At 42.9% G+C, this 13,576-nt stretch carries 6 protein-coding genes; all 6 read left to right on the top strand.

Going from position 1 to position 13,576, the window contains the following annotated elements:
* The first annotated feature begins 928 nt into the window (after positions 1-928).
* A complete protein-coding gene (locus AB4249_RS16465) occupies positions 929-2,707 on the top strand; it encodes a sodium:solute symporter family transporter (protein WP_102332117.1) in 1,779 nt (592 codons plus the stop codon).
* Between the two features lie 220 nt (positions 2,708-2,927).
* Positions 2,928-5,006: a DUF4962 domain-containing protein gene (locus AB4249_RS16470; RefSeq protein WP_017061476.1), complete on the top strand. Its 2,079-nt coding sequence runs from the start codon at positions 2,928-2,930 to the stop codon at positions 5,004-5,006.
* A gap of 653 nt (positions 5,007-5,659) precedes the next feature.
* A complete protein-coding gene (locus AB4249_RS16475) occupies positions 5,660-6,541 on the top strand; it encodes an NAD(P)-dependent oxidoreductase (RefSeq protein ID WP_004733521.1) in 882 nt (293 codons plus the stop codon).
* Positions 6,542-7,615: 1,074 nt separating this feature from the next.
* On the top strand, positions 7,616-9,487 hold the full coding sequence (locus AB4249_RS16480; RefSeq protein ID WP_102332118.1) for a methyl-accepting chemotaxis protein: 1,872 nt from the start codon (positions 7,616-7,618) through the stop codon (positions 9,485-9,487).
* Between the two features lie 237 nt (positions 9,488-9,724).
* On the top strand, positions 9,725-11,473 hold the full coding sequence (locus AB4249_RS16485) for a polysaccharide lyase family 7 protein (protein ID WP_372104011.1): 1,749 nt from the start codon (positions 9,725-9,727) through the stop codon (positions 11,471-11,473).
* Between the two features lie 421 nt (positions 11,474-11,894).
* Positions 11,895-13,463 (top strand): polysaccharide lyase family 7 protein, encoded by a 1,569-nt coding sequence (locus AB4249_RS16490; RefSeq protein ID WP_372104014.1) that lies wholly within the window; start codon positions 11,895-11,897, stop codon positions 13,461-13,463.
* The last annotated feature ends 113 nt before the right edge of the window (positions 13,464-13,576 follow it).

The raw sequence follows: 13,576 nt of genomic DNA on the forward strand, positions 1-13,576 counted from the left end.
TGATTTCCTAGATATAAACTCACCACCATATGCTCGCCGTTCTGTTAATTCATATGGGAGAAAATTTTGGCTTGATAATCGAGCGTCCTATAACACAACGAGTTATATGCGAACATGTCAGCGGCTCACCTGCAAGACGCTAACCACCGTTAAGCTAAACGCGTGTTTCAACTATTATGTGAACCACTTAAACGTCCCGATGAACCATTTATAGGTTCATCAAAACCAGTCAAAAAGGTATACCAAGTGAATGCTTTTTTTGTTTTTAAGAAGTGTGTTGCACCATGTGTAGCACGGTTTTGGTTCACTCCCGATTAACTCTTTCTTAAGGCAATTTTTCTTGTATACGTTTAGCGGTAGTTCTTTTTACCATCGTAATTAAGAGAATATTGCGGCGAGATTTGTGTTTTAGACACTCGATCTCTCCTCAAATAATTATGCACCATCCATGATTTTTCATTTTTTATCTTTTGAATCCATCATCATCTCAACAAGATATGTGGCTTCTATATTGAGTAACTTACGTAGAATTCTAATAGAATTAGCTACTCTCAATTGATATAAAACACTGGTTTATTGTGTGATAAATGAGGGTGATTCAGCTCTGATTTGGCTTTTATTATTTTTTAGAATTTTATATTTATATGTGTTTGGTTGTATTTGTTAATAAGTGTGCAAAGTCTCAATTTTTTGTAAGTCATTGATTTTTATAGGGTGGGTGTTGTTGGTGGGTGGTTTTTCATGTTTTCACCTCAAACCCCAGTAATTTCCTTAATGGATTGGCCATATTCCATCCTATGTCATATATATAATTAACTTAATCAATCAAAATAAGATCGCCATCACTTATTTGGATTATTGTACTACAAATAAAGTTTGAGATTTCCTATAGTCCTCGTAACAAAATACAACGGACAAAGGATACACGATGGAACTCAACACGATTATTGTCGGCATTTATTTCCTATTCTTGATTGCGATAGGTTGGATGTTTAGAACATTTACAAGTACCACCAGTGACTACTTCCGCGGGGGCGGTAACATGTTGTGGTGGATGGTTGGTGCAACCGCCTTTATGACCCAGTTTAGTGCATGGACATTCACCGGTGCGGCAGGTAAAGCGTATAACGATGGTTTTGCAGTAGCGGTCATCTTCGTAGCCAACGCATTTGGTTACTTCATGAACTTCGCATATTTTGCTCCAAAGTTCCGTCAACTACGTGTAGTAACGGTAATCGAAGCAATTCGTATGCGTTTCGGTGCGACTAACGAACAAGTGTTCACTTGGTCTTCAATGCCAAACAGTGTTGTTTCTGCCGGTGTATGGTTAAACGCACTAGCAATCATCGCTTCTGGTATCTTCGGTTTCGACATGACAGCAACTATCTGGATTACCGGTTTGGTTGTATTGGCAATGTCTGTAACGGGTGGTTCATGGGCGGTAATTGCATCTGACTTTATGCAGATGGTTATCATCATGGCAGTAACCGTGACATGTGCTGTTGTTGCTGTTGTTCAAGGTGGCGGTGTTGGTGAAATCGTGAATAACTTCCCTGTAGCGGAAGGCGGTTCTTTCCTTTCTGGTAACAACATTAACTACTTAAGCATCTTCAGCATTTGGGCATTCTTCATCTTCGTGAAGCAGTTCTCTATTACTAACAATATGCTTAACTCTTACCGTTACCTAGCGGCTAAAGACTCAAAGAACGCGAAGAAAGCGGCGCTACTAGCGTGTGTGCTAATGCTTTGTGGTGTATTTATCTGGTTCATGCCTTCTTGGTACATTGCAGGTCAAGGTGTCGACCTAGCAGCAGCTTACCCAGATGCAGGTAAGAAAGCGGGTGACTTTGCCTACCTATACTTCGTACAAGAGTACATGCCAGCAGGTATGGTTGGCCTTCTAGTTGCGGCGATGTTTGCAGCGACAATGTCTTCAATGGATTCTGGTCTAAACCGTAACTCGGGTATCTTTGTTAAGAACTTCTATGAACCAATCGTTCGTAAAGGTACGGCTAGCGAAAAAGAACTAGTAACGGTTTCTAAGATTACTTCTGCCGTGTTTGGTATTGCTATCATCCTTATTGCACAGTTCATCAACTCGCTTAAAGGTTTGAGCCTGTTCGATACCATGATGTATGTAGGCGCACTGATCGGCTTCCCAATGACAATTCCTGCATTCCTTGGCTTCTTTATTAAGAAGACTCCGGACTGGGCTGGTTGGGGTACGCTAGTGGTTGGTGGTTTTGTTTCTTACTACGTGGGTTTCGTTGTTAACGCTGAAATGGTGTCTTCAATCTTCGGTCTAGAAGAGCTAACAAGCCGTGAATGGTCTGATGTTAAGGTTGCTATCGGTCTGATTGCTCACATTACTCTGACAGGTGGTTTCTTCATCCTATCAACTCTGTTCTACAAGCCATTAACTGAGAAGCGTCAAGCAGACGTTGATAAGTTCTTCGGTAACCTGTCTACTCCATTAGTTGCGGAGTCAGCAGAACAGAAAGTACTGGATAACAAACAGCGTGAAATGCTTGGTAAACTGATTGCGGTAGCGGGTGTCGGTATCATGCTAATGGCTCTACTCACTAACCCAATGTGGGGACGTCTAGTCTTCATACTTTGTGGTGTGATTGTTGGTGGTGTTGGTGTGCTATTGGTTAAAGCGGTCGATGACGGCGGCAAGCAAGCGAAAGCAGTAACTGAAAGCTAATACATAGAAAACGATTATAATAGAATGCGACGACTCGAAAGGGCGTCGCATTTTTTTTGCTCTGCGAAACGGAAAAACGGTCAGGTGGAAGATATCTGACCTAAATCACGAAAACTGTACAAAATGGTTCAATCGAACCGAAATAGATTTAATTGTCCTACAATAAGACGTATATTATTGCTAATTCCTTTCAATCAACTTGAAAAATAAGTGAGTTAGAATGAGCGACCAAAAATCTCTTGATGCAATCAGGAAGATGAAGCTGGAGAATGATACTTCAGCAGGTAATCTTGTAGACCTACTCCCTATCGAAGTACAGAAACGTGACTTCGACCTATCATTCCTAGACAACTTGAGCGAAGCACGTCCACGTCTTCTTGTTCAAGCAGATCAGTTAGAAGAATTCAAAGCGAAAGTGAAAGCTGATGAAGCTCACTGCATGTTTGATGATTTCTACAATAACTCGACAGTTAAGTTCCTTGAGACTGCTCCTTTCGAAGAGCCTCAAGCGTACCCAGCTGACACGGTAGGCAAAGCTTCTCTATGGCGTCCTTACTGGCGTCAAATGTACGTTGATTGCCAAATGGCACTAAACGCGACACGTAACCTAGCAATTGCTGGTGTTGTGAAAGAAGACGAAGCGCTAATTGCTAAAGCAAAAGCTTGGACTCTAAAACTGTCTACGTACGATCCAGAAGGCGTGACTTCTCGTGGCTATAACGATGAAGCGGCTTTCCGTGTTATCGCGGCTATGGCTTGGGGTTACGACTGGCTACACGGCTACTTCACAGATGAAGAACGTCAGCAAGTTCAAGATGCTTTGATTGAGCGTCTAGACGAAATCATGCACCACCTGAAAGTGACGGTTGATCTATTGAACAACCCACTGAACAGCCACGGTGTTCGTTCTATCTCTTCTGCTATCATCCCAACGTGTATCGCGCTTTACCACGATCACCCGAAAGCAGGCGAGTACATTGCATACGCACTAGAATACTACGCAGTACACTACCCACCATGGGGCGGTGTAGACGGCGGTTGGGCTGAAGGTCCTGACTACTGGAACACGCAAACTGCATTCCTAGGCGAAGCATTCGACCTATTGAAAGCATACTGTGGCGTAGACATGTTCAACAAAACATTCTACGAAAACACAGGTGATTTCCCGCTTTACTGCATGCCTGTTCACTCTAAGCGCGCGAGCTTCTGTGACCAGTCTTCAATCGGTGATTTCCCAGGTCTAAAACTGGCTTACAACATCAAGCATTACGCAGGTGTTAACCAGAAGCCTGAGTATGTTTGGTACTACAACCAACTGAAAGGCCGTGATACTGAAGCACACACCAAATTCTACAACTTCGGTTGGTGGGACTTCGGTTACGATGATCTTCGCTTTAACTTCCTTTGGGATGCACCTGAAGAGAAAGCACCATCGAATGACCCACTGTTGAAAGTATTCCCAATCACGGGTTGGGCTGCATTCCACAACAAGATGACTGAGCGTGATAACCATATTCACATGGTATTCAAATGTTCTCCGTTTGGCTCAATCAGCCACTCTCACGGTGACCAAAACGCATTCACGTTGCATGCATTCGGTGAAACGCTAGCGTCAATCACTGGCTACTACGGTGGTTTCGGTGTTGATATGCACACGAAATGGCGTCGTCAAACGTTCTCTAAGAACCTTCCACTATTTGGCGGTAAAGGTCAGTATGGCGAGAACAAGAATACAGGCTACGAAAACCATCAAGATCGCTTCTGTATCGAAGCGGGCGGCAACATCTCTGATTTCGACACGGAATCTGATGTGAAGATGGTTGAAGGTGATGCGACAGCGTCTTACAAGTACTTCGTTCCTGAAATTGAATCTTACAAGCGTAAGGTCTGGTTTGTTCAAGGTAAAGTATTCGTAATGCAAGACAAGGCAACGCTTTCTGAAGAGAAAGACATGACTTGGCTAATGCATACAACTTTCGCAAACGACGTGGCAGACAAGTCTTTCACTATCCGTGGCGAAGTTGCGCACCTAGACGTAAACTTCATCAACGAGTCTGCTGATAACATCACGTCAGTTAAGAATGTTGAAGGTTTTGGCGAAGTTGACCCATACGAGTTCAAAGATCTTGAAATCCACCGTCACGTTGAAGTGGAATTCAAGCCATCGAAAGAGCACAACATCCTGACCCTTCTTGTTCCTAATAAGAACGAAGGCGAGCAAGTTGAAGTGTCTCACAAGCTTGAAGGTAACACGCTAATGCTAAATGTTGACGGTGAAACGGTTTCAATCGAACTGTAATTCGCTGAAGCAACAGAAGCTAGATATTAAAAACTCCGAGTGAAAGCTCGGAGTTTTTTTGTTTTGTTAGCTAGCAAGTTGGATACTCAGTTAAATTGTATTAGTTGGCAAAGTTGGGAACCCCATCAGGTTGAAACGAAACTAATTGGCTGAGAAATCAATCGCTTCTCGATGCCAAGTCAGTAGATCGAGGGCTAAACCTGGAAGTTGATATACACAAAGACTGTGTATGTACTTAGCCACTATGCTTAATGAAAGGTGCAGGAGTAGTATACGAGACCTATATTTATCGTTCTGTTAAAAGAATAGGGCGCCAACCCCTTTTTCGTAAAAACTGATATGACTTACTTCTGCGTGAACAGTCTAATCACTGGCTGAGTAGGGGAGTCGTGAACTATACATAGGTAAAGGCGTAGCTTGTGCTTACTAATCGTATGACATTTAACGTATGTTATTTCATCAATAGACGGTTTTTAAACTGGCAAATAGTTCCTGTAAGTACAAAGCGTGCCCCATATTTTCTCGTAAAGTGAACCCCCGTCACAACTTGCGTCTAAGCATTGAAGGATTACCCTAAAACTATTGCGTAACGAGAAAGACGTAGTTATTATAATGAGCATATAATCATACAATACTATATTTGGAGTTTGAACATGACTAAACCTGTAATCGGTTTCATTGGCCTAGGTCTTATGGGCGGCAACATGGTTGAAAACCTGCAAAAGCGCGGCTACCACGTAAACGTAATGGATCTAAGCGCTGAAGCTGTTGCTCGCGTTACAGATCGCGGCAATGCGACTGCATTCACTTCTGCTAAAGAACTAGCTGCTGCAAGTGACATCGTTCAGTTTTGTCTTACAACTTCAGCTGTTGTTGAAAAAATCGTTTACGGCGAAGACGGCGTTCTAGCTGGCATCAAAGAAGGCGCAGTATTAGTAGACTTCGGTACTTCTATCCCTGCTTCTACTAAGAAAATCGGCGCAGCTCTAGCTGAAAAAGGCGCGGGCATGATCGACGCACCTCTAGGCCGTACTCCTGCACACGCTAAAGATGGTCTTCTGAACATCATGGCTGCTGGCGACATGGAAACTTTCAACAAAGTTAAACCTGTTCTTGAAGAGCAAGGCGAAAACGTATTCCACCTAGGTGCTCTAGGTTCTGGTCACGTTACTAAGCTTGTAAACAACTTCATGGGTATGACGACTGTTGCGACTATGTCTCAAGCTTTCGCTGTTGCTCAACGCGCTGGTGTTGATGGCCAACAACTGTTTGACATCATGTCTGCAGGTCCATCTAACTCACCATTCATGCAATTCTGTAAGTTCTACGCAGTAGACGGCGAAGAGAAGCTAGGTTTCTCTGTTGCTAACGCTAACAAAGATCTTGGTTACTTCCTTGCGCTTTGTGAAGAGCTAGGTACTGAGTCTCTAATTGCTCAAGGTACTGCAACTAGCCTACAAGCTGCTGTTGACGCAGGAATGGGTAACAACGACGTACCAGTAATCTTCGACTACTTCGCTAAACTAGAGAAGTAATCGACGTACGACCTCGCTAGGGTATTGCCTGTCTTTTTAGGCGGCGATACCTCAGCGAGGTTCGTTTTTATCTGCCATACCCAACCCTTTGTTCCCTCGTTAAACTCTTCTACTTCTACTTCTACTTCTACTTCTACTTCTACTTCTACTTCCTCAGCTACACCTACTCAAAACTCTGTTCAACTTTGTTACTGCCTCAATTCCTATTTTTGTTTCTATATCTATATCTATATCTATTTGTAAATTCAAAGCCTTCTAGCACCAACTCACTCACTTTTCCTCGCAAGCTTAAACCAGTGCACTTAACTGATTGTTGGCGATGGCTTAACACCGCTCGTATATCGGGTCTGAAAAGAAAGTAAAAAAAACCCACACAGCTGGTGACTGTATGGGCATGTTCGGACGAGCCGTCTGGAAAAACAAATGATCAATAGAAAGTGAAAAAACGAATAACGAGATCCCCCGACAGTTTCTACGTTAAACGAGTTCAATGACCTTAAAGCGGCTGCTTCAATTATCACTTTGAACTGAACAAAAGCATCCAGAAAGAACTTAAGTTATGATTCAAATACACCATAACTTAAGGCTTATTGTATTACAAATAAATTTTAAGATTGAATGCCTTGAGTGAATGGTTGGTTAGTGAAAATGTGACCTAAGGCTCACTTTCCTAGTCAGGTGACCGAAAGTGATATGAATAATTTGAGTGGAGGCATTATCGGCGAAGTTGTGAGGTAATCATCTGAAAGTTGATCATTTTTAATTGGTTAATTATTCCTTTCTAATCATGTTAAAAGTTCAAACTCATAAATGATACCTATGTCACAGGGTGATTTTAACCAGTTTTGATATGTCAAGATTGCTCACAGAAAGTGCAGTAAATTAAACATACAATATTAATTAAATTGATGGTTGTGACGATGGAACGGCATGAACAAGTTTTGCTTCCCGTATCTTCGAATATCTAAAAAATGACCATTTCATTCGGATAAAAATAATAGACATAGGTTGATATGGATTATGAGTTTTATGAATTCAAAATTGTCTCTAGGGTTTAAAGGAAAATTGATTTTAATGGTGGCGATCGTCAGTTCCAGTGCCTTGGCATTTACGAACTGGTTCACGCTTAACTTGGCGACTGATCAAGTAAACCAAACGATTTATAACGAGATTGATCACTCGTTAACGATAGAAATTAATCAGATTGAAAGCACCGTCCAGCGCACCATCGATACGGTCAATTCCGTTGCACAAGAGTTCATGAAATCCCCATACCAAGTACCAAACGAAGCGCTGATGCATTTTGCCGCTAAGCTCGGTGGTATTGACAAGATTGTAGTGGGTTTTGATGATGGTCGTTCTTACACTTCTCGTCCTTCAGAGTCTTTCCCAAACGGTGTTGGAATCAAAGAGAAATACAACCCAACGACTCGTCCTTGGTATCAACAAGCGAAATTGAAATCAGGTTTATCTTTTAGTGATCTGTTTTTCACCAAGAGTACTCAAGTACCTATGATTGGTGTGACTTACACCTATCAAGATCGCGTCATCATGGCAGACATTCGATTTGATGATTTGGAAACTCAGCTCAAACAGCTAGATAGCATCTACGAAGCCAAAGGTATCATCGTGGATGAGAGAGGGATGGTAATTGCATCCACAATAGAAAACGTGCTTCCACAGAGCAATATATCTTCTGCTGACGCCTTAATGAAACTCAATGAAGCTATTGAACTACCTGACCAATTCATTGAGGGTGTGATTGATGGCAACCAGAGAATTTTGATGGCCAAGAAAGTGGATATTGGCAGCCAGAAAGAATGGTACATGATATCTAGTATCGATCCTGAACTCGCGCTCAATCAGTTGAATGGCGTGATGTCGAGTGCGCGTATCCTTATCGTGGCATGTGTGCTTGGCTCGGTGATATTGATGATTTTACTGCTGAATCGCTTCTACCGCCCAATCGTGTCACTGAGAAAAATCGTCCACGATCTATCTCAAGGTAACGGAGACCTGACTCAAAGGCTTGTTGAGAAGGGGAATGATGACTTAGGGCATATCGCCAAAGACATCAACTTGTTCATCATTGGTCTGCAAGAGATGGTTAAGGACGTCAAATTTAAGAACTCGGATCTCGATACTAAGGTACTGAGTATTCGTGAAGGTTGTAAAGAAACCAGCGATGTACTGAAAGTTCACACTGATGAAACGGTTCAAGTGGTCTCTGCAATTAACGGCTTATCTGAAGCATCAAACGAAGTCGAGAAGAGTTCTCAGTCGGCGGCAGAAGCAGCAAGAGAGGCCGCTGTGTTCAGTGATGAGACGAAACAAATTAACACCGTGACGGAAACCTATATCAGTGATCTTGAGAAGCAAGTCTGCACCACCTCTGATGATATTCGCTCAATGGCGAATGAAACGCAGAGCATCCAGTCTATCGTGTCTGTGATTGGAGGAATTGCGGAACAAACTAATTTGCTGGCATTGAATGCGTCAATTGAAGCGGCGAGAGCGGGTGAGCATGGCCGAGGTTTCGCGGTGGTTGCTGATGAAGTCCGTGCGTTAGCCAACCGAACTCAAATCAGTACTTCTGAAATTGATGAAGCGCTGTCTGGCTTGCAGTCTAAATCAGATGGTTTGGTTAAATCGATTGAGTTGACCAAAAGTAACTGTGAAATGACGCGTGCCCAAGTGGTTCAAGCGGTAAATATGTTGGCCAAGCTAACGGAACAGATGGAAACGGTAAGTCGTTTTAATAACGATATTTCGGGTTCGTCTGTTGAGCAGAACGCCCTTATTCAGAGCATTGCTAAGAACATGCATAAGATTGAAAGCTTTGTTGAGGAGCTTAATAAGCTAAGCCAAGATCAGTTGATTGAATCAGCAGAAATCAAAACACTTAACGGCAGCGTTAGTGACTTGATGAGCAGCTTTAAGGTTTAACTTTTCTAATATTTATATTTAAAAATCAACATACTAAGTTTAGTTGTTGATCTGAGAGCCACTCAATAGCTTGCGAGTTTAGAGTGGCCTTTCTGCGTTTTTCTTGAGTCTAACTCTACGCAATACTCATTCATCCCACTTCATTTGCCGCATCTCACATTCTGATAAATATATAATTGACATAAAATAGTACAAATATACATTGTCACTCTATTCTTATGGATAAGTGAGATAAATGTGAATAAGCCAATCTTCGTCGTAGTACTCGCTTCGCTTACGTATGGCTGCGGTGGAAGCAGCTCCAGTGACAGCAGTGATCCTTCCGATACCAATAACCCAGGAATGCCCGCTGGTGTTGTTGCTCCCTATGATATTACCAAGTATCAAAACATCCTTTCCAGCTCAGATCTTCAGGTCTCTGATCCTAATGGAGAGGAGGGCAATAAAACCTCTGAAGTCAAAGATGGTAACTTCGATGGTTATGTCAGTGATTATTTTTATGCTGATGAAGAGACGGAAAATCTTATCTTCAAAATGACGAACTACAAGATGCGTTCTGAGGTTCGTGAGGGAGAAAACTTCGATATCAATGAAACGGGTGTAAGACGAAGCTTGTATGCGGAAATAAGCTTACCTGATATTGAGCATGCCATGGCGAGTTCTCCCGCTGATCATGATGAAGTGACGTTGCTGCAGATACACAATAAGGGGACTGATGAGAGTGGTACGGGTTATATCCCTCATCCGCTATTGCGTGTGGTTTGGGAGCAAGAACGAGATGGCCTCACAGGTCACTACTGGGCAGTCATGAAAAACAATGCCATTGATTGTAGCAGCGCTGCTGACTCTTCGGATTGTTATGCCACGTCATACAATCGCTACGATTTAGGTGAGGCGGAATTGGACAGTTTTACCAAATTTGATCTTTCTGTTTATGAGAACACACTGTCGCTCAAAGTGAATGATGAAGTAAAAGTGAATCAAGACATCGCTTACTGGCAGCATTTATTGAGCTACTTCAAAGCGGGTATCTATAACCAATTTGAGAATGGTGAAGCGATTGCTTACTATCAGGCGTTGAGATACACCACGACTCAAATCGATGGATCAAACGATTGGGACATTAATGATTGGAAGCTGACTATTCCACCGAGTAAGAATGATTGGTATGGAAGCGGTGGTGACAGTGCTGCTGAGTTAGAACCAGAACGTTGTGAGTCGAGTAAAGATCTTCTTTCAAATGACAGCGATGTGTACGACAGTGATATTGATCTTTCTTACTTCAATACTGATGAAGGAAGAATGCACTTTAGAGCGGATATGGGATACGGCACCTCTACCCAAAACTCTAGCTATATTCGCTCTGAGCTCAGGGAGTTGTATCAAAGCAGTGTTCAGCCAGATTGCAGCACCAGTGATGAAGATACCAGTTGGTATTTGGACGACACCAGAACCAACACAACCAGTCACGAGTTAACGGCAAGCTTGCGAATTGAAGATTACCCGAACATCAACGGCCAAGACCCAAAAGTAGTGCTCGGTCAGATCCATGGCTGGAAGATCAATCAAGCATTGGTCAAATTGCTTTGGGAAGGTGAGGGTAAGCCGGTACGAGTGATACTGAATGACGATTTTGAACGCAACAATCAAAGTTGCGGCCACTGTGAGCCATTCAGCGTTGAGCTTGGAACTTACACCGCCAGTGAAGAGTGGCGCTATACGATTCGTGCCAATCAAGACGGTATCTACTTGGCGACCCACGATTTAGATGGCACCAACACGGTTTCGCACTCAATCGGTTGGGGAGAGGATTACCAAGATAAAGATGGCAAAACCGTTTCTTTAACTCAAGATTGGGCCTCTAACGACATCGCTTTCTACTTCAAAGCGGGTATCTACCCACAATTTAAGCCAGACAGCGAGTACGCCGGTGAGATATTTGATGTGAGCTTTAGTTCTCTTAGAGCTGAACACTATTTGAATTAGCTAACGTTTGAGTAACAACAATGACTGCTTTAAAGACCATATTGATTCCTAACAATGTGGTCTTTTTTTAACTGCTGCGACACTGTTAAATGAGATGTTCTGAACGATAAATGCTCTGCTCGAGTGATGCACATTCTCACCATTACCGCTCGGATTTTTCGCCCTTGATAGCCCATTTCGCATTCTAAATTTTCATATGTTGTCTTTTATCAATAGGAAGTGTGATCCAGTTAAAGTATGGAAAAAGCGAAAAGTGTTCCCAGTCTCATTTATTCAACGAAGTGTTTTATTTGTATTATAAGATTACGTAATATTTTTGTGTTATCGCAAATACTGAGAGAGAAAACGCCTTATAGCTCGTGTTTGCCAATTTATCTTTCACTTACGAACGCTGTCTTTGTATTATAATAATGGATTAGATATGAAACAAATTACTCTAAAAACCTTACTCGCTTCTTCTATTTTACTTGCAGTTGGTTGTGCGAGCACGAGCACACCGACTGTTGATTTCCCAAATAACAAAGAAACTGGTGAAGCGCTTCTGACGCCAGTTGCTGTTGCCGCTAGTAGCCATGATGGTAACGGACCTGATCGTCTCATTGACCAAGACCTAACTACACGTTGGTCTTCAGCGGGTGACGGTGAGTGGGCAATGCTAGATTATGGTTCAGTTCAAGAATTTGATGCGGTTCAAGCATCTTTCAGCAAAGGTAACGAGCGCCAGTCTAAATTTGATATTCAAGTAAGTGTCGATGGTGAAACCTGGACAACCGTACTTGAAAACCAACTGAGCTCAGGTAAAGCGATCGGCCTAGAGCGTTTCCAATTCGAGCCAGCAGTGCAAGCGCGCTACGTAAGATACGTTGGTCACGGTAACACCAAAAATGGTTGGAACAGTGTGACAGGGTTAGCTGCGGTTAACTGTAACATTAACGCATGTCCTGCTAGCCATATCATCACTCCAGACGTGGTAGCAGCAGAAGCAGTTATTATCGCTGAAATGAAAGCAGTGGAAAAAGCACGTAAAGATGCGCGCAAAGATCTTCGTTCAGGTAACTTTGGTGTAGCAGCGGTTTACCCTTGTGAGACCTCAGTTGAATGTGACACACGCAGTGCACTGCCAGTTCCGACAGGCCTGCCAGCGACACCAGTTGCAGGTAACGCGCCAAGCGAAAACTTTGACATGACGCATTGGTACCTATCTCAACCATTCGACCATGACAAAAACGGTAAGCCTGATGATGTTTCTGAGTGGAACCTTGCAAACGGTTACCAACACCCAGAGATCTTCTACACAGCTGACGATGGTGGTCTAGTCTTCAAGTCTTACGTGAAAGGTGTTCGTACCTCTAAAAATACTAAGTATGCGCGTACAGAGCTTCGCGAAATGATGCGCCGTGGTGACCAGTCTATTAGCACTAAAGGTGTTAACAAGAACAACTGGGTATTCTCAAGCGCACCTGAGTCTGACTTAGAAGCTGCTGCTGGTATTGATGGCGTTTTAGAAGCAACGTTGAAAATCGATCACGCAACAACAACAGGTAATGCGAACGAAGTAGGCCGCTTTATCATTGGTCAGATTCACGATCAAAACGATGAACCAATTCGTTTGTACTACCGTAAACTGCCAAACCAAGCAACGGGTGCGGTTTACTTCGCACACGAAAGCCAAGACGCAACTAAAGAGGACTTCTACCCTCTAGTGGGCGACATGACGGCTGAAGTGGGTGACGATGGTATCGCACTTGGCGAAGTGTTCAGCTACCGTATTGACGTTAAAGGCAACACGATGACTGTAACGTTAATGCGTGAAGGCAAAGACGACGTTGTACAAGTGGTTGATATGAGCAACAGCGGCTACGACGTAGGCGGCAAGTACATGTACTTCAAAGCCGGTGTTTACAACCAAAACATCAGCGGCGACCTAGACGATTATTCACAAGCGACTTTCTACCAACTAGACGTATCGCACGATCAATACAAAAAGTAATCTAACCGAATAACACTTAATATTAAAGCTATCGCAATAGCCTCCAGCCTTAGGGTTTGGAGGCTTTTTTGTGCCTGCTGTTGGTTGGGCTTAAGCGTATGATTTAATTGAGT

The sequence above is a fragment of the Vibrio sp. 10N.261.55.F4 genome (genome assembly GCF_041470465.1).
GTDB lineage: Bacteria > Pseudomonadota > Gammaproteobacteria > Enterobacterales > Vibrionaceae > Vibrio > Vibrio crassostreae_C.